20 protein-coding genes are annotated in these 16,400 nt (G+C 66.6%); 16 read left to right on the top strand and 4 right to left on the bottom strand.

Annotated features, from left to right (window positions below; translation table 11 throughout):
- Nucleotides 1-92: 92 nt before the first annotated feature.
- Nucleotides 93-317: a hypothetical protein gene (locus AB0H61_RS09145; protein ID WP_357300967.1), complete on the bottom strand. Its 225-nt coding sequence runs from the start codon at nucleotides 315-317 to the stop codon at nucleotides 93-95.
- A 486-nt stretch (nucleotides 318-803) separates the two neighbouring features.
- Here AB0H61_RS09145 and AB0H61_RS09140 point away from each other — a divergent pair, with 486 nt between their 5' ends.
- The 5 genes from AB0H61_RS09140 (at nucleotide 804) to AB0H61_RS09120 (ending at nucleotide 4,659) form a co-directional block, all read left to right on the top strand.
- Nucleotides 804-1,043 carry a CsbD family protein gene (locus AB0H61_RS09140; RefSeq protein WP_357300966.1) on the top strand — a complete coding sequence of 80 codons (240 nt, stop codon included), beginning with the start codon at nucleotides 804-806 and terminating at the stop codon, nucleotides 1,041-1,043.
- 116 nt (nucleotides 1,044-1,159) lie between these two features.
- Complete coding sequence (locus tag AB0H61_RS09135) at nucleotides 1,160-2,047, top strand: DoxX family membrane protein (protein ID WP_357300964.1); 888 nt, start codon at nucleotides 1,160-1,162, stop codon at nucleotides 2,045-2,047.
- A 47-nt stretch (nucleotides 2,048-2,094) separates the two neighbouring features.
- Entirely contained in the window at nucleotides 2,095-3,198 is a 1,104-nt protein-coding gene (locus tag AB0H61_RS09130; protein ID WP_357300962.1) for a glutamate--cysteine ligase, read from the top strand.
- A 125-nt stretch (nucleotides 3,199-3,323) separates the two neighbouring features.
- Nucleotides 3,324-3,572 (top strand): hypothetical protein, encoded by a 249-nt coding sequence (locus tag AB0H61_RS09125; protein WP_357300961.1) that lies wholly within the window; start codon nucleotides 3,324-3,326, stop codon nucleotides 3,570-3,572.
- 70 nt (nucleotides 3,573-3,642) lie between these two features.
- Nucleotides 3,643-4,659, top strand: coding sequence for an NADP-dependent oxidoreductase (locus tag AB0H61_RS09120; protein WP_357300959.1), 1,017 nt, complete (start codon nucleotides 3,643-3,645; stop codon nucleotides 4,657-4,659).
- A 45-nt stretch (nucleotides 4,660-4,704) separates the two neighbouring features.
- On the opposite strand, the gene AB0H61_RS09115 is transcribed toward AB0H61_RS09120, so the two are convergent.
- Both AB0H61_RS09115 and AB0H61_RS09110 read right to left on the bottom strand, forming a co-directional pair.
- Entirely contained in the window at nucleotides 4,705-5,547 is an 843-nt protein-coding gene (locus tag AB0H61_RS09115; protein ID WP_357300958.1) for an SAM-dependent methyltransferase, read from the bottom strand.
- A gap of 185 nt (nucleotides 5,548-5,732) precedes the next feature.
- Nucleotides 5,733-5,882: a hypothetical protein gene (locus tag AB0H61_RS09110; RefSeq protein WP_357300956.1), complete on the bottom strand. Its 150-nt coding sequence runs from the start codon at nucleotides 5,880-5,882 to the stop codon at nucleotides 5,733-5,735.
- Nucleotides 5,883-6,166: 284 nt separating this feature from the next.
- On the opposite strand from AB0H61_RS09110, the gene AB0H61_RS09105 reads away from it, so the two are divergent.
- The 4 genes from AB0H61_RS09105 to AB0H61_RS09090 all read left to right on the top strand — a co-directional run bounded on the left by AB0H61_RS09105 (nucleotide 6,167) and on the right by AB0H61_RS09090 (nucleotide 8,463).
- On the top strand, nucleotides 6,167-6,448 hold the full coding sequence (locus tag AB0H61_RS09105; protein WP_357300954.1) for a hypothetical protein: 282 nt from the start codon (nucleotides 6,167-6,169) through the stop codon (nucleotides 6,446-6,448).
- A gap of 213 nt (nucleotides 6,449-6,661) precedes the next feature.
- A complete protein-coding gene (locus tag AB0H61_RS09100) occupies nucleotides 6,662-7,057 on the top strand; it encodes a hypothetical protein (protein ID WP_357300953.1) in 396 nt (131 codons plus the stop codon).
- Between the two features lie 328 nt (nucleotides 7,058-7,385).
- Nucleotides 7,386-7,922, top strand: coding sequence for a MarR family transcriptional regulator (locus AB0H61_RS09095; RefSeq protein ID WP_357300951.1), 537 nt, complete (start codon nucleotides 7,386-7,388; stop codon nucleotides 7,920-7,922).
- Between the two features lie 79 nt (nucleotides 7,923-8,001).
- Entirely contained in the window at nucleotides 8,002-8,463 is a 462-nt protein-coding gene (locus AB0H61_RS09090) for a DUF4254 domain-containing protein (RefSeq protein WP_357300949.1), read from the top strand.
- A 128-nt stretch (nucleotides 8,464-8,591) separates the two neighbouring features.
- Here the strand turns inward: AB0H61_RS09090 and AB0H61_RS09085 are convergent, their stop codons facing one another.
- The gene (locus AB0H61_RS09085) at nucleotides 8,592-9,455 is read right to left on the bottom strand and encodes a LysR substrate-binding domain-containing protein (protein ID WP_357300948.1); all 864 of its coding nucleotides are present in this window, start codon (nucleotides 9,453-9,455) and stop codon (nucleotides 8,592-8,594) included.
- Between the two features lie 79 nt (nucleotides 9,456-9,534).
- On the opposite strand from AB0H61_RS09085, the gene AB0H61_RS09080 reads away from it, so the two are divergent.
- The 7 genes from AB0H61_RS09080 to AB0H61_RS09050 all read left to right on the top strand — a co-directional run bounded on the left by AB0H61_RS09080 (nucleotide 9,535) and on the right by AB0H61_RS09050 (nucleotide 15,599).
- On the top strand, nucleotides 9,535-10,017 hold the full coding sequence (locus AB0H61_RS09080) for a cupin domain-containing protein (protein WP_357300947.1): 483 nt from the start codon (nucleotides 9,535-9,537) through the stop codon (nucleotides 10,015-10,017).
- Between the two features lie 60 nt (nucleotides 10,018-10,077).
- Nucleotides 10,078-10,440: a DoxX family protein gene (locus AB0H61_RS09075; RefSeq protein WP_357300945.1), complete on the top strand. Its 363-nt coding sequence runs from the start codon at nucleotides 10,078-10,080 to the stop codon at nucleotides 10,438-10,440.
- A gap of 78 nt (nucleotides 10,441-10,518) precedes the next feature.
- Nucleotides 10,519-11,367 (top strand): DUF1963 domain-containing protein, encoded by an 849-nt coding sequence (locus tag AB0H61_RS09070; RefSeq protein ID WP_357300944.1) that lies wholly within the window; start codon nucleotides 10,519-10,521, stop codon nucleotides 11,365-11,367.
- Between the two features lie 227 nt (nucleotides 11,368-11,594).
- Entirely contained in the window at nucleotides 11,595-12,179 is a 585-nt protein-coding gene (locus AB0H61_RS09065; RefSeq protein WP_357300942.1) for an NAD-dependent epimerase/dehydratase family protein, read from the top strand.
- An 87-nt stretch (nucleotides 12,180-12,266) separates the two neighbouring features.
- Nucleotides 12,267-12,716, top strand: a complete 450-nt coding sequence (locus AB0H61_RS09060; RefSeq protein WP_357300941.1) for a hypothetical protein — start codon at nucleotides 12,267-12,269, stop codon at nucleotides 12,714-12,716.
- Nucleotides 12,713-13,708 (top strand): pyridoxal-phosphate dependent enzyme, encoded by a 996-nt coding sequence (locus AB0H61_RS09055; RefSeq protein ID WP_357300939.1) that lies wholly within the window; start codon nucleotides 12,713-12,715, stop codon nucleotides 13,706-13,708. Before AB0H61_RS09060 ends, AB0H61_RS09055 begins: the two co-directional genes overlap by 4 nt.
- A 94-nt stretch (nucleotides 13,709-13,802) precedes the next feature.
- Nucleotides 13,803-15,599: an acyl-CoA dehydrogenase gene (locus AB0H61_RS09050; RefSeq protein ID WP_357300937.1), complete on the top strand. Its 1,797-nt coding sequence runs from the start codon at nucleotides 13,803-13,805 to the stop codon at nucleotides 15,597-15,599.
- Nucleotides 15,600-16,400 lie beyond the last annotated feature (801 nt).

Below are 16,400 nucleotides of genomic sequence, written 5' to 3'. Positions count from 1 at the left end.
GGTCGCGCGCACCGCGGCATTCATCGCCTCCGGTCAGGCCGCATCATGGCCCGTGCGGAGGCACACCTCGGCATCGGAATCGAGGTGTTCCGTTAAGGTTCGGGCTCGCCGAGGGCGGCGGGCTCGATCGGACAACTCACGGTGCGCGGGACCTCCGCGCGTGTATTGCCGACATCGGGTGAGCTCGAAGCATTCTTCGAGACAGTGGTGATGCGCACGGTGTCGACGGGGACGGACTGATCCCCGAGAATATCGACTGCCCCGGCCCCGGCCAGGATGATTCCCGCCGTAGCGGCAATAAATGTCGCACGTGTCATGACCTGCTCCCGCTGATTGGGCGAGTTTGTGGCGAGCCCGAGTCGTCTCGTGGATGCCTCGTAGCCTCGTATGGTCGCTAACTATTTGCCGTTGCTGAACCGTAAATCGGAAATCGTTTGCTGAGCAAGGCACAGATGGGTTACGAATAAGGGAATTCGGGGTGTCGCTGCCCGGACCTGGCATGCTTCGGGGGTAGCGCGCGGTCGCGGCGAGGCGCGGAGTTCGGCCGGGTGTGCCGGTGGCCTCGACCACGGCTATCGGGTCAGCGCCACCGCTACGGCAGCCGCATTCCCGAGGTCGATCCGGCAGTTGCGGGGTGGGCCCCGGCTCGTGTCGGAACGTGGCGCGACGCCTCCGGCTGGTCGTGAATGTCCCGAATGGCCATATCGGAATTCGTTCCTGCGCGGTGCTTTTTGCCGAGTGTTAGCCTGAGGTCCTATTGGACTCACCTATCCTGGACGACTCACGATGCGGAGGTGTTTCTGATGTCGCTCGCCGACAGGATCAGCAACAAAACCGATGAGCTCGGGGGCAGAGCCAAGGAAGCCGTCGGGAAAATCATCGGCGATGACGACTTGCGTGCCGAAGGAAAGACCGACCAGATCAGAGCCGCACTGATGGATGCCGCCGGAAATGTGAAGAAAGCGGTCGAGGATATGGCCGAGAAGGTGAAGGACGCGGTCGAAGATGTGGCCGAGAAGGCCAAACACACATTGACCAGGTAGCAGGCGACGCCTACCGGCTCGGTGCCCGGCCACCCGAGGGCGGGACGCCGTCCGACTCGAATTCGTGAACCTCGCCCGGTCCAATCGACGTCTATCGAAGAAGGGGTCTCATGTTGATGCGCCGACTTGCACGTCCCTTACTGGCCTCCGCGTTCGTCGTGGGGGGAATCGACACTCTGCTGCACCCGGAACAGCGCGTGAAGGCGGCGAACGCGCTGCTGGAAGGGCGCAGGGGGAGTGGAGTCGATCCGGCGACGCTGGTACGCGTCAATGCCGGGGTGCAATGTGCGAGCGGAGTATTGCTGGCCACCGGTAAAGCACCGCGGGTCGCCGCGCTCGCGTTGGCGGCGACGGTGGTGCCGTCGACGGTCACCGACCAGGATTTCTGGGCGGAACAGGATCCCGAGCGCCGGGCGGCCAAACGCACGGCATTCGTCAAGGACGTCAGTCTGCTCGGGGGACTGCTGATCGCCAGCGCCGATACCGCGGGCAAACCCTCGCTGGGCTGGCGTGGCAGGCGGGCGGCCCGTCGAGCCGCGGCGGCGGTGGCGGCGGCGCTCCCTCTCGGCGCGGCAGCGGATGGTGGTACCGGGGACTCGGTGCGCGAACACCTGCACGAGGCCGCGGTCCGGGGTCGCGGCTTGGCCGGGGTCGCGGCGACCAAGGGTGCCGAATTCGCGGAGGTGGCGCAGGTCAACGGGGCGAAGTTGCTCGATGTCGCCAAGGTGCGCGCGCCGGAGGTGGCCGAGGTGGCCAGGGAGCGCGGCGTCGAGTTGGCCGAGATCGTGAAGGATCGCGGTCCGCAGCTTGCCGAGGTGGCCAGGGAACGCGGCGTCGAGTTGGCCGAGATCGTGAAGGATCGCGGTCCGCAGCTTGCCGAGGTGGCCAGGGAACGTGGCGTCGAGTTGGCCGAGATCGTCAGGGATCGTGGCCCGCAACTGGCCGAAGCGGCTGGGATGAAGGCGCGGGATTGGGTACGCCCGTATCGGAACCGCTCGGTCTAAGGGCCACACGGCCGGTCTCCGGTCCGGAGAAGGGAGCGTGCTTCGCGATGGATGCAACCTCGGCGACAGTCGGTGTCGAAGAAGAGTTCATCTTGGTCGATCCCGGAACCGGGTCGCCGGTCGCGAAGAATCTGGAGGTCGCGCGCACCGCGAAGGCGATCGGAGTGGAGTTGCAGCTCGAACTCACGCGCTGCCAGATCGAAACCAATACCGGCGTGCACACCGGCACCGCGGATTTGCTGAAGGAGCTCAGCAAGTTGCGCCGCGATGTCGCCGCATGCGCCGAGCAGAACAGCGCGCGGATATTGGCGGTGGCGATACCGCCGACCATGGCGGAGCGGTTTCCGGTGACCGACACCCCGCGCTATCAACGCATCGAGAACCGATTCGGGATGCTCGCCTACGAGCAGGGCCTCTGCGGCTGTCATGTGCATATCGGGATTCCGGATCGCGAGACGGCGGTACAGGTGAGCAACTACCTGCGCCCGTGGCTGCCGGTATATCTGGCGTTGACCGCGAACTCGGCGGTCTATCGCGGTGTCGAGACCGGATATGCCAGCTGGCGCAGCATCCTCTGGCGGCGCTGGCCGAGCGCCGGTCCGCCGCCGTACTTCGCCTCCCACAATGACTACGACGCCATGGTCGACATGATGATGTCCAGCGGCAATATCCTCGATACCAAGATGGTGTACTGGGATGTCCGGCCGTCGGAGACGTTTCCCACGGTCGAGGTCCGCGTGAGCGACATCCCCGCGACGGTCACCGAAACCGCTCTGCTCGCGACGCTGGTTCGAGCCACGGTGATGATGGCGCAGGATGCGCGGGAGCACGGGCGGCCCGCGCCCCGCGTGCCCGCCGAGGTACTGCGCGCAGCGTACTGGAATGCCGCCCGTTTCGGTTTGGACGGCGATGGCCTGGACCCGGTGGCCCGCCGCGTCGCACCGGCACGAATGCTGGTGGCGGATTTGCTCGGCTACCTCCGGCCTGCCCTGGAAGAACTCGGCGAACAAGCGTTTGTCGACGATACACTCGCGGCCGTACTGCACCGAGGCAATGGCGCCCATCGGCAATTGGCTGCCCTGCACCGCCGCGCCGAGATCACAGACGTGGTCGACGAACTCGCCGGCGCCACCTTGGAGGAGTGCCTGTAGATACGCGGATATCGTTCGCGCCGTAGCTATCTCTGAAATCGTTGCGGCAGTGCGTGATCCGGATCGCGGTGCGGCCGTGCGCAGTATCCTGGTGGTAATGATCCACCAGCGACGACAAGCTCGATATGCTCCAGAGTGCTTGTCAGACACAGCTTTCCCGGGCCTCCAGCCGACGCGAACGCAGGCTCGGCGTCACCCTCGACCTGTTCACGGTCTTCGGTGTCATCGGCAGCGTAACCGGTATCGCCGCCTTCCTGTTCTCGACCGATATCGCGGGTGGCCTGGGCTGGCGCATCCAACTCGGTGTGGTCGCGCTGGTGGCGGTGGTGCTGACGATCGAGGTGCGGGAAGCGGTCGGTCGTCGACGGTCCTGAAGGCGTTCGGCGCGCCGGGCGCCGCCTCGACCTTGCTGGCCGGCCCGGAGTGTGCGGCTAGGGTGGGGACATGGTCGAGTCGACGCGTATCGTGCTTGCCTCCCGCCCGGTGGGCGCCCCCACCCCGGCGAACTTCCGGATCGAGACCGTCGAACTGCCTCCGCCCGCCGAGGGTGAGGTAGTGCTGCGGACGCTGTACTTGTCGCTGGACCCGTATATGCGGGGCCGGATGAGCGCCGCCGAATCGTATGCGTCACCGGTCGAGATCGATGAAGTGATGGTCGCCGGCACCGTCGCCGAGGTACTGGAGTCGCGGGATCCGAGTCTGGCCGAGGGTGACGTGGTGCTGGCCTACTCCGGTTGGCAGAGCCATCAGGTGGTGCCCGCCGGGGCGGTGCGAAAACTCGACCCGGACAAAGCTCCCATTTCGACGGCGCTCGGCGTACTCGGCATGCCGGGGTTCACGGCTTACTCCGGGCTGCTGAAGATCGGGCAGCCCAAGGCCGGCGAGACCCTGGTGGTCGCCGCGGCGAGCGGCCCGGTCGGTTCGGCGGTCGGTCAGATCGCCCGGATCAAGGGTGCGCGGGCGATCGGTATCGCGGGTGGCCCGGACAAGGTCGCGTATGTGCGCGACGACCTCGGCTTCGATGCCGCGATCGACCACCGCGCCCCCGATTTCGCCGATCAACTGCGCGCCGCGGTACCCGACGGCATCGACATCTATTTCGAGAATGTCGGCGGCGCTGTCGCGGATGCGGTGTACCCGCTGCTCAATACCTACGCCCGGGTTCCCGTCTGCGGTCTGATCGCCAATTACAATGCCGCGGATGTTCCCGAGGGCCCGGATCGCCTGCCCGCCTTCTATTCTCGGATTCTCACCAAGAGCGTCACCGTACGCGGCTTCATCCAGAGCGAATTCGTGAAGGAGATGTACAAGGATTTCCTGCGCGATATGTCGGGCTGGATCGCCGATGGCAGCGTCCGCTATAGGGAGGACATCGTCGAGGGACTGGAGAACGCCCCCGAGGCATTCATCGGACTCCTCGAGGGACGGAACTTCGGCAAGCTGGTCGTCAGGGTCGGGTAGGCCGCGCTATCCGGTGATTCGGGCGATCCCTTCGGGGCTACGCCGTTATGACTTGCGGCCGATACCGGCCCAGTACCAGGCGGATTCGGGATCGGCCACGACGGTCGGGGCGAGTCCGCCGGTGAGTTCGGGGTGCCAGGTCACCACGGGTACCACGCCGGGTTCGACGAGTTCGGTTCCGGCGAAGAGCGTTTCGGTCTGGGCGCGGCTGCGCGGTGCGAAGGTGATCCCGGCGTGTTCGGCGGAGGACACTACGCGCGCCATGGCGCGTTCGTCGAAATCCGCGGTGGGATGGGTGATCACGAGACAGCTGCCGGAGGGGACGGCCGCCAGCAACCGCTCGATTATGGCGTGGGGGTCGTCCTCGTCCCGGAAGTACATCATGATCGCGACCAGCATGATCGCCACCGGTCGGTCGAGGTCCACGGTCGAGAGCAGGGCGGGGTCCGACAGGATGCTGTCGGGCTCGTGTAAGTCGGCGTGGATGAACGCGGTCCTGCCCTGCGGGGTGCTCGCCATCAACGCCCTGGCGTGGGCCAGGACGATCGGATCGTTATCGACGTACACGACCCGTGCGGCAGGGTCCAGATGCTGAGCGATCTCGTGGGTGTTGCCCGCGGTCGGTATGCCGGTACCGATATCGAGGAACTGGGTGATCCCCGCCGTCCCGACCAGGTAACGCACCGCGCGGCCGAGGAATGCCCGGTTGGCGCGCGCCATACCGCGGATGGCGGGGATATGGGTTGCTATCGCGTCGCCGAGTGCGCGATCGGCCGGGTAGTTGTCTTTTCCACCGAGCCAGTAGTCGTAGACGCGGGCCTCGTGGGCGACGCTGGTATCGATTCTGGTCGGCAATCCGGTGGCGGCATGCGCCTGGCTGTCCGGCATTGAGATTCCCCTTCGGCCGGGCCACATGGCCTGCGGCCCGGAAACTGCGAGATTTGCCCGCTCAGCATAGGCGTGGCGAACCTCGGGTAGGGCGGGATCCCGCAACGAAACGGCTCGGATCGCGGGTATCGCCGCGTGCCGGGGCGAACGCGCCGTCGCGGCCGGGGGAACATCTTTTCCGGGCCTCAGCGAGCGGCGGAAACGTCCGGTGGATCGGTGTGATCGCGGTGCCGGAGTTCGAACCAATAGGTGGCCATCACGGTGGTGTACGAGGCCACGACGACCGAGGCGGCGACGGCGAGCAAGACGATGAGCAGCGGAATGAGGTAACCCATGGTGCCCTCCCCGAAATAGGGTGTTTTACGGCGTCGATGGTGAGTGGGCGCCGCGCCGCGCCCCGATCGGAATCAATCCCTGCACTACCTGAATCGTAGAGCGGTGCACGGTTCGCGGCACCCACCGGGAGGTGTGAGTCGAGTCATGTCGAATTCGGTGTGTCTGTCACATCACATGATCTTGATGATGTTCAATTGATGAGGTCAACGAGATTTTCCGTGCGCTCGGTCTTCGTGTTTTCCCGATCCCAGCATCACCTCGGCATCCGTGAAGGAGCATGACAGTGAGCACGATCCTCTGCGCGCTACACGACACCGTCCTCGCTCAGGTCGGCAATCCGACACCGGAGGCGCCGCCGCTGTCGGACAAGCTGCTGCAGATGGGCCGGTACTTCACCTGGCTCATCCAACTCTCCGGAATTACCGCTATTACCTATGGCGGCGGTCGCTTCGCCTGGGAAAAGTGGAATGGCGGCGGCTTGCAGTCTCCGAAGATGGTGGCGAGCGCGATGGCCGGTGGCGCCGTCGCGACCAGCGCGGGCACGATCATGAACGCGGTGATCTGAGCCGGCCCGGATCGACGAGCGAACCTAGCGCCGTCCGCGGATCCATTCCGCGGGCGGCGCTCGTCGCATATGCGGATGCCGATGGCGTCGTGTATGCGAAATCTCCGTTTTCCATGGGGTTTTCACGCGGGACGCGACGTGGTGACGATGCCGTCGAAAGCGGCCGTGCCAAATAATTGGACCGGCCGGTTGGTTTCTGGCAGGGTGGCGGCCGTGGCGGTAACTGGCGCGGACTCGCCCCTGATGTATCTGGTGGAGATATCCGAACCGGACCGATTCGATGCGGTGTGGTGGCAGATCGGTAACAGCGGGAGCGTAGCGCAGGTGGCGGCGGCGCTCACCGAACTCGCCGCCCGGGTCGAGCGTGATCTCAGCGGCGGGGAAGAGCGCTGCTGGATTCGATATGCCGTGCGGCGCTACGACGGCGGTCTGCTGTGTCAATACGAGGGGTCGGTGCGCGTGGAATTGATTCCGGGCGTGATGCACGCACTCGCCTGCGCTGTCGCACTGGAGCGCGATCCCGGCGCCCGGCCGTCGGCGACGGGGCCGTACCCGGAGGACGGTGGGGATGCCGCGGCCCCCTCGGAGGGTGACGGCTCGTCGCCGTAGACGGCGGTCCGGCGTCGGATGCCGCGCCGAGCCCTCAACCGGGTCCGCCTGGTGCGGGGGCCGCACCGCTGGATCATCGAATCGGTCTGCCCCGCTACCGATTCGAGTTGGTGAACAGGCGGGCGTTCGACCAGTCCACGACCCGTTGCCGCGCGAGATTTCGCCGAGAAGCCGAAACAACCTCCCGCGGAGTCATTCCGGCCCGTGGCGTCGACTCCGATGGAGCGGTGCGCGTCGAGCAACGTGGGCAGTACGGGGATCCGATGTTCTCGAGAACGGGTGTATCAGCACGTCAACACAAGCAAACTCGCTGCAGTAGAGTGACTGGATGCCCGATGAAGCGCACTCCACACCAATGGTGCGTGTCGAAGCGGCCGAGACCTCCGGCGCCGTTACCGCGGCCTCCGGGGGAACCGAAACCGACCTGCTCTCGCTCGCCGCCCAACTGTGCTTTGCCCTGTACTCCACCTCGCGTTCGATGACGGCGGCCTACCGGCCGTTCCTGGACGCGATGGAGGTGACCTATCCGCAGTACCTCGCGCTGCTCGCGCTGTGGGAGCGGCCGGGTATGACCATGAAGGAACTGGGCGAACGGCTGCGCCTGGACTACGGCACCGTCTCACCGCTCATCCAGCGGCTACAGGCGCACGGTCTGGTCGAGAGCCTGCGCAGTCCACACGACCGCCGTGCGGTCGAACTGCGCGCCACCGAGGCGGGTCGTGCGCTACAAGGGCAGGCTCGGCAGATGATCGAATCGGTACTGGCGGCAACGGACTGGCCGCTGGAGTCGGTCATCGCGCTACGTGACCAGGTCAACGCATTGGGCACGCGGCTGGACGCCATAGTCGGGGAGCGCACCGGATAACAGCTGGAAAAGCTTCCCGGATTCGATGCGTCAGCCAGGTCCCGCGGTGGTACTCCGTGGGAGACACCGGGCGCCGAGGATGGGAGGGCTTTCGCTGATGGGCGTGGAGCACAGTGCGGTGCGCGAGGTGTTGCCGTCCAAGGATCAACTGCTGGCGGCATTGCGCGGGCATTATCTGCTCGGCCCGTTGTGCACACAGGCCTACGGTTTGGCGGAGTTGCACCGGCAGCGCCGCCATCATCCCGAGCGGGCCGTCGAGATCGATTGGTGCCGTGACGAACTCATCGACGAGATCGACGAGTGGACGCGGCTCAGGCTTCCGGAGCCGCGGCCGGAGGCGGGCATCGTCGCCGAGCCGCTCGGCACGACGATCGATCGGATGGCGGCGGCCTCGGACCTGGCCTTCCATCTCCTGATGACAATCGATCCGGGCAGCAACGAGATGTATGCGGCCTGGACCCGTTTGGCCGAGTTGGAGATCGCCTACGGCGAACTCTGCGCCGCGCTGACCTCCGGCCATCGCAGGCTGCCGGTCGTCTGAATCAGACGTCGAGGCCACGCGGCGCGGGCTGGGTGACGGGTGGTTCGGTCGACATCTCGTCCAGGTCGACTCCGGCACAGCTGTCGTCGCCGAGCGAGTTGGACAACAGCCCTACCCGGTGGGATTCGCTACCGATGGTTCGGAATTGCGTATGCGGCCGTTGCTATTTGCACGAACGATCGGATCAGGGGGTTGGTGTCGCCTGCGTTCCACACCACCACCACACTGCTCGGTGCCATATCGACCAGCGGGACTGTGGCCAGTCCGTCGGGCACCTTGTGCCCGAGGGGGGTGATGCCGACGGTGCCGTTCCAGAGCACGGCTTGCACACATTCCTGGACGACCCGCACTACCGGGCCTTCACGCGGTTCGCCGCCGTTCCAGTAGGTCTGCCAGATGGGGTCGGTGCCGTCGGGAAACTGGAACCAGCGGCGGCCGGCCAGGTCGGCCAGCTTCAGATGGTCACGGTGGGCCAGCGGGTCGTCGGCGCGCAGTACCGCCCCGACCGGGTCAGCGCGCAGCTCACGCGCGGTCAAGGCGGTGTCGTTGAACGGTGCACGGGTTACCGCGACGTCGACCAGTCTCGCCTTCAGCCCGCAGGTGGGGTCGGTGAGGTCGGTGTCGCGAATGCGGATGTCGACCTCGGGGTGCTTGTGGCGGTAGGCGGCGGCCAGCCTGGTGATGCCGGGGTCGGTGGCGTCACCCAGGATGCCGATGGTGATGTTCGCATTTCCGGCCGCGGCGGCTACCCGTGTGCTGACCCGGTCGGCTTGGTCGAGCAGGGCGCGCGCGTCGTCCAGCAGTACCGCCCCGACTCGGGTGAGATCGACGCCGGTCGGCGATCGGTCGAACAACGCGGCGCCGACTTCCGACTCCAGTTGCTGGATGGCGCGGCTCAACGGCGGCTGGCTCATGTGCAGCCTGGCGGCGGCGCGACCGAAATGGAGTTCCTCGGCGACAGCGACGAAGTAACGCAGCGTACGCAGCTCCACGCTGGCACGATACCCGTCCGGTATCGGCATGGCAGAACAGGTCTTGGACGCCTCGACGTCTCGGCGGTGCAATCGAAACATGACCGACGAAACAATGAACGACAAAACGAACTACGGCGCAACCGTTTCGGTGGTTGGACCCGACGAGGGTGAGACGATCATGTTGGGTGCCACACGCATGCGCGTCCTCGAGGACGGCAGCAACACCGGGCACCGTCTCGGCGTCGCCGAATCCGTCTTGGCCCCATACACTCCGGGACCGCCGCAGCACCGACATGCCCAGCACGACGAAGGGTTCTACATCATCTCCGGCACGGTGCGGTTCACCGTCGGCGATACCGACTACGACGCGACAGCAGGCACGTTGGTGATGGTCCCACCCGGTGCCCCGCACACCTTCGCCAACATCACCAGCCAACCGGCCGTCATGCTCAGCACCTTCACACCCGACCTGTATGTGCAGTACTTCCGCGACCTACAGGACATGATCGCCGACGGCCGGGAACTGGCACCCCAGGTGAACATGGACGTGATGAGCCGATACGCCACCGGCTCGGCCTGAACCCGAGCGGGCCGAGATACGTTATGCCTCGGCCCGCACCTGCCACCACCGGATGGAATTGTGAACATCGCTTTCTGGATCACCGCAGGCCCGCTCGCCCTCTTCTACCTCTATGCAGGCGCACTGAAGATCACCCGAAACCGGGATCAACTCCGGCCCATGATGACCTGGGTAGACCGCTTACCACTACCCGCCGTCCGGATCGTCGGTGCGCTCGAAGTGCTCGGCGCGCTTGGGCTGATCCTTCCACCCCTGACCGGCCTTACGCCTTGGCTCGCCGTGGCCGCAGCCATCGGTTTCGTGCTCCTGCAACTCGGTGCGATCCCGGTCCACTTGACCGGCGGAGACCGAAGAGTCGCCCTCAACATCACCCTTCTTCTCACAGCCGCCGTGACCGTCTGGCTCGCGACCACCTGGGTGTGACCCTGTGGCACAAGACATCCCACAATCAGCGTAAGAATGGACGGGCAGTCGTGATGGTCCGCCGCATACGATGCGTGCGTGCCCGCACTTCACGAAGAACACGTCGTGCGGCTGCTGCGGCCGCTGCTGCGGACGCGCACCGTACTCGAGCCAGCCCAAAGCCCGCCCGAGACACGTGCGCGTGGACGCCGCCGACGGCACGCCGTTCCTCCGCCCGTTCCCGCGCAGCCCCACGTGACACGGGAGTTCGCCGCCACTCGGTTCGGCGGGTTCCCGACAGTGGAGGAGGGCGAGACCTGGCCCCTGTGCGACGGCTGTGCCGAGAACCTCACGTTCGTCGCGCAGGTCGACTACTCCCGCGACGGCCTGCACGACAGGCTCCCGATCTCGTTCTTCACGTTCTTCTACTGCTGGGGGTGCCACCCATGGGGACGGGAACGCGAACGGGGCGGATGGCTCGTGCGTTCCTACACCGCACTGCGGCGCCCCAAGGTTCTCGTGCACGGCACCGGGCCGGACTTCGAGGAACGCCATGCGGTGCCACGCCTGGAGAAGTCGCTGCCCGACGGGGTGGGAATGCACTTGCACTGCCCTGAGCTGTGGACCCTCGTGCCGGGTGACAGCGGGTCCCGGGAAGCGTGGGCGAACTGGGACGTCGTCGACCGTGCGGCACTCCATCTGACGCAGCAACGCCCCCGACGACCGCACATGCGCAATACCGGGGTGGCGATCGGCGGCTACCCGTACTGGGCGAACGGTGGGGACGAGACGCCGGTCTGCACGGAATGCAGACGGCCGATGGAGCTGCTGCTTCAAATCCGGCCGAGTGAGCTCACCGATGCGATATGGGGTGACGTCGGAACTCTGTATCTGTTCATGTGCCGGACGCACACCCGGCGCACCGGGCTGCGCATCCAATGCACATGAAACTCCGGGTCACTCGGGTGCGCCTCACACCGGCCCGACAGCCGTGTCAGAGGTCCGTACCGACGGGCCGTCCAGCCCGTGCCGGGTCCGGGACGGGCTGGACTACCGTGAAGCGCGGGCTGCTGCGCCGCCTTGTCCTTTGCGCGTGTTGACGTTCGATACGGGCCGGGCCGCAGAGCATACGACCGGCAACGACCGCCGGGGCGTCGGGCGATAGGGTGATCGGAGTGCGTATCTTCCTGGCCGGCGCGACCGGCGTCATCGGAATCCGCTTGGTACCACTGCTGGTCGCGGCGGGACACGAGGTAGCCGGAATGACCCGGTCGCCCGCCAAATCCGATCAGCTGAGCGCGGCGGGCGCGGCCGCCGTCGTCTGCGATGTCTACGACCTCGACGCCCTCACCGCCGCGGTTGCGGATTTCCGCCCCGATCTGGTGATGCATCAGCTCACCGATCTGCCCGACGACGCCGCGCGCATTGGGGAACTGGCCGACGCGAACGCCCGCATCCGCTCCGAAGGCACTCGCAACCTCCTGGCCGCAGCCCGGGCCGCGGGTGCGAAACGCTTTCTCGCCCAGAGCATTGCCTGGGAACCCGCGGCAGGTCGTGGCGCGGTCATCGCGGCGCACGAGGCGGCGGTGCTCGACGCCGACGGTGTCGTGGTGAAGTACGGCCAGTTCTATGGCCCTGGAACGTATTACGAGTCGGAGCTGCCTGCCCACCCGCGAGTGCACGTCGATGATGCCGCCGCCCGCACGATTCCGCTTCTGGACGCATCGAGCGGTGTCGTCGTGATCGCCGACGCCGCGTAGTCGGCGGTCATCGCGGCGTATCCGGTACGCACACCGGGTGACTACCGTTCTGGTGGTCACCGGCTGCCGCCCACAACGGTTGCCGCGGTGTGCATCGCGCTTGACCGCTGCGTCGTCGCGATCGCCGCTGTCGCCGCGACTCCCGCCGCGGCGACCGCTGCTGCTGTCGTTGCCGACGCGACTACTGCCGCTGCCGCCGCTGCTGCTGCCCGCTGCCCGCTGCCGCTGCCCGCTGCCGTTGCCCGCTGCCGCTGCCGTTGCCCGCTGCCGCTGCCGTTGCCCGCTGCCGCTGCCGTTGCCCGTTGCCCGCTGCCGCTGCCGCTGCCGCTGTTGCTGTCGTTGCTGTTGTTGCTGTTGCTATCGTCGCTGCCGCCGCGACGGCTGCCGCTGTCGCGACTGCTGTCATTGTCGTTGTCGCAGCTGCTGCGTCCGCTGCTGCCGCGGCGACGGCTGCTGTCGCTGTCGCGGGCAGGTGCCGGTCTCTCCTGCGTCGGTGGCGGCTGTGCCGGGCGTTGTGCGGCTAGGGTGAGCCGGTGAGTGATTCGCTTCTGCACCGACGCTTCCCCGGGTTGGCGGACCAGCTGCCGTTCCTGCGGCTCGGTGTCGCACCGACACCGGTGCGGGAGTTGGCGCTGGGCACACGAAATGCCGTGTGGTGCAAGGATGAGAGCGGGTACGGGTCCGGCGGGTGGGGTGGGAACAAGATCCGGAAGCTGGAGTGGCTGCTGCCGGAGGCCCGACGGCGCGGGGCGCGGACCATTCTGACGGTCGGGGGCACCGGCACCAACTGGGGTTTAGCGGTGGCCAGGTACGGGCGGGAACAGGGATTCGAGACGGCCCTCGCGCTGGTCGATCAGCCGGTGGACGATCATGTCCTGGCGCAGCTGCGACGGCTCGAAACATCCGGTGCCACCTTGCATTTCACGCACACCAAGCTGCGGACCATACTGGCCGCGCCCTGGTTGCTGCTGCGGCATATGAGCGGGCGCACACCGCCGTATCTGCTGCCCGCGGGCGGATCCTCGCCGATCGGGGCGCTCGGCTACGTGGAGGTGGCGCTGGAGCTGGCGGCGCAGGTCGCCGCGGGGGAGTTGCCGGAGCCCGCGCGGGTGGTGACGGCGGTGGGTTCCGGCGGCACCGCGGCGGGGCTGGCGCTCGGGCTGCGGCTGGCTGGGCTGGGCACCCGGGTGCTCGGCGTTGTCGTCAACGACAGCCTCCCGCTCGATGCGCCGCATATTGCGGGTCTGGCGAATCGGGCCGCTGGCGTGCTGCGGGCGCGCGGAGCCCGGTGCGAGGTATCGGTGCGGCCGGAGGATGTGACCATGGTCGGTGACTGGCTCGGACCCGGATACGGGCACGAGACCCCCGCCGCGGTCACTGCGCAGCGGCTCGCCGCAGAGGTCGGGCTGGAGTTGGAAACCGTCTACACGGCAAAGGCTTTGGCTGCCCTGGTCGATCTGGACGCCCGGGGTGAGCTCGGCGACGGTCCGGTGCTGTTCCTGAACACCTACGGACCGAGGGCCGACTGACCGCCCCGGCATCTAATCGCGACACACAGATAGTAACGTATCAAATGGTCCCGGGCCCTCTGCTCGGATATGACCATCGCGAGAGGATGTGCCCGTGCGCTCGACGTTGATCTCACGCAGGGATCTGGACTTCCTGCTGTTCGAATGGCTGCGGGTGCAGGAACTGACCGCGCTGCCCCGCTTCGAGGAGCACTCCAGGGAGACCTTCGACGGATTCCTCGAGCTGTGCGAGGATCTGGCGACCCGGCACTTCGCACCGCACAACAAGCGCAACGACAGTAATGAGCCGACCTTCGACGGCGAGCGGGTCACTATCATCCCCGAGGTCAAGGCCGCGATCGAGGCGTTCACCAAGGCCAACCTGATCGGCGCGGCGATGGACGAGGAGATCGGCGGACTGCAACTGCCCGCCACGGTCGAGGCCGCCGGATTCTGCTGGTTCCAGGCCGCCAATGTGGGCACCACCGGCTACCTGTTCCTGACCGTCGGCAATGCGAATCTCCTTGCCGCGCACGGCACCCCGGAGCAGGTCGACCGCTTCGTGCGCCCCATGGTGGAGGGCCGGTTCACCGGCACCATGTGCCTGTCGGAGCCGCAGGCCGGTTCCTCGCTGGCCGATATCGTCACCCGGGCCGAGCCACAGTCCGACGGCACCTACCGGCTCTTCGGCTCGAAGATGTGGATTTCGGGCGGCGATCACGAACTGACCGAGAACATTGTGCACCTGGTGCTGGCCAAGATTCCCGGCGGTCCGGCCGGTGTCAAGGGTATCTCGCTGTTCGTCGTGCCGAAATTCCTTGTCGCCGAGGATGGTTCGCTCGGCGACCGGAACGATGTGGTACTCGCCGGACTGAACCACAAGATGGGGTACCGAGGCACCACCAATACCGTGCTGAACTTCGGCGAGGGTAAGCACACCCCGGACGGTGCACCGGGTGCGGTCGGCTATCTGGTCGGCGAACCGCACCGGGGTCTGTCGTACATGTTCCACATGATGAACGAGGCCCGGCTCGGGGTCGGTCTCGGCGCGACGGCGCTCGGCTACACCGGATACCTGAAGTCGTTGGACTATGCCCGCGAACGCAGGCAGGGGCGCGCTGTCACAGCCAAAGATCCTGCGGAACAGCAGATTCCGATTATCGAGCACGCCGACGTGCGGCGCATGCTGCTGGCGCAGAAGGCCTATGTCGAGGGCGCGCTCGGTCTGCTGTTGTACTGCAACCGCCTGGTCGATCTGCGCCGCACCGCCACCGATCCGCAGGCCCGGCAGGAGCACACGCTGCTGCTGGAGATCCTCACCGGTGTGGCCAAGAGCTGGCCGTCCCAGTGGTGTCTGGAGGCCAACAGTCTGGCCATCCAGGTGCACGGCGGCTACGGCTACACCCGGGAGTACGACGTCGAACAGCACTACCGCGACAATCGACTGAACCCGATCCACGAGGGCACGCACGGTATTCAAGGCCTGGACCTGCTCGGTCGCAAGGTGATCCAGCACGACGGGGCGAGTCTGCGTCTGCTCGGCGAGCGGATCGGGCAGACCGTGGCGGCCGCCGCCGCGATCGGGGGCGCGGCCGCCGAATTCGGCGCTCAGCTGGACGTGACGTGGCAGCGGTTGCTGGCGGTCACCGGCTCGATGTTCGCGGCCGGTGACCCGGCCGCCGCCATGGCGAACTCCAGCGTGTACCTGGAGGCCTTCGGGCACATCGTGGTGGCCTGGATCTGGCTCGAACAGCTGCTCGCTGCCGCGGCCGGGACCGGTGACTTCTACGACGGCAAGCGCGCCGCGGCCGGGTACTTCTTCCGGTACGAACTGCCGAAGACCGGACCGCAGCTCGACCTGCTCGCCTCGCTGGACCGCACCACCCTCGACATGCGCGATTCCTGGTTCTGAAGCCGGGCGGCGGGCCGGATGCCACGGCCCGCCGCATTCGAATCTGCGTGAACGAAACTCCGGGTGAGCCGCTCGGGTGGCGTTAATGCCGAACGAGGGTCCATTCCCGCAGGTAGAACCGACCATCGACCGGCGGAATAACATCCCCTGATTTACTGGCGATTCGCCGTGGATTCCGGGCGCCCGGACTCCCACTATCGTCGCTATCCATGCAGGTCAGCGACCGACAGGTGGATGAGATGGCGGCCGAACCCACGCCCGTGCGGCGCCTACGGGCCGATCAGGCGCGCCGGGTCGCCGAGGTAAAACACCGCCGGCGGCTCCCGGTCCAACAGAGCCGGCACTGCGAAGCTTCGTGACCGCGGCACGGCGTGTCCGGCTATCGCGGGAACTCGCGTGAAGACTTCGGCGAGCCGATCAATGAGGTCGTTCAGGCGCTTCTCGAAGATTCATCCCTCGACAATCGTCGCGGCGGGATATGCCCCGCGGGGGATGGACGCCACCGTCTCGCGCCTCTCCGGGTGCGGACATTCGGGACATATGCGATCTCGAAATGCGAATGGACGCGATGATCGATCGTAGTGCGGATACGCGGCTCACGGGCATTCGAGTATTCCTGGATTGAGTCGCAAAACGACAGCTCAGCGGCTAAAACCAGGCCGTACTTATAGCTGCGGGCAGGGCAGGAGCCGACACAAAACACAAAGCAGGGAAGGTCCGGCAGGGGGAGCGGAGACCACAAGGAAGGAGGAGCACAAACGAGAGGTTGGGTGGCTGGTGCGTTTTCGGGCACGCGAGTAC

The organism is Nocardia sp. NPDC050710 (assembly GCF_040654375.1).
GTDB lineage: Bacteria > Actinomycetota > Actinomycetes > Mycobacteriales > Mycobacteriaceae > Nocardia.
This window is presented reverse-complemented; position numbering and strand designations above follow the sequence as displayed.

Coding starts and splice junctions, on each gene's coding strand:
- AB0H61_RS09145 (WP_357300967.1), bottom strand. CDS start 317: ATGACACGTGCGACATTTATTGCCGCTACGGCGGGAATCATCCTGGCC.
- AB0H61_RS09140 (WP_357300966.1), top strand. CDS start 804: ATGTCGCTCGCCGACAGGATCAGCAACAAAACCGATGAGCTCGGGGGC.
- AB0H61_RS09135 (WP_357300964.1), top strand. CDS start 1,160: ATGCGCCGACTTGCACGTCCCTTACTGGCCTCCGCGTTCGTCGTGGGG.
- AB0H61_RS09130 (WP_357300962.1), top strand. CDS start 2,095: ATGGATGCAACCTCGGCGACAGTCGGTGTCGAAGAAGAGTTCATCTTG.
- AB0H61_RS09125 (WP_357300961.1), top strand. CDS start 3,324: ATGCTCCAGAGTGCTTGTCAGACACAGCTTTCCCGGGCCTCCAGCCGA.
- AB0H61_RS09120 (WP_357300959.1), top strand. CDS start 3,643: ATGGTCGAGTCGACGCGTATCGTGCTTGCCTCCCGCCCGGTGGGCGCC.
- AB0H61_RS09115 (WP_357300958.1), bottom strand. CDS start 5,547: ATGCCGGACAGCCAGGCGCATGCCGCCACCGGATTGCCGACCAGAATC.
- AB0H61_RS09110 (WP_357300956.1), bottom strand. CDS start 5,882: ATGGGTTACCTCATTCCGCTGCTCATCGTCTTGCTCGCCGTCGCCGCC.
- AB0H61_RS09095 (WP_357300951.1), top strand. CDS start 7,386: ATGCCCGATGAAGCGCACTCCACACCAATGGTGCGTGTCGAAGCGGCC.
- AB0H61_RS09090 (WP_357300949.1), top strand. CDS start 8,002: ATGGGAGGGCTTTCGCTGATGGGCGTGGAGCACAGTGCGGTGCGCGAG.
- AB0H61_RS09080 (WP_357300947.1), top strand. CDS start 9,535: ATGACCGACGAAACAATGAACGACAAAACGAACTACGGCGCAACCGTT.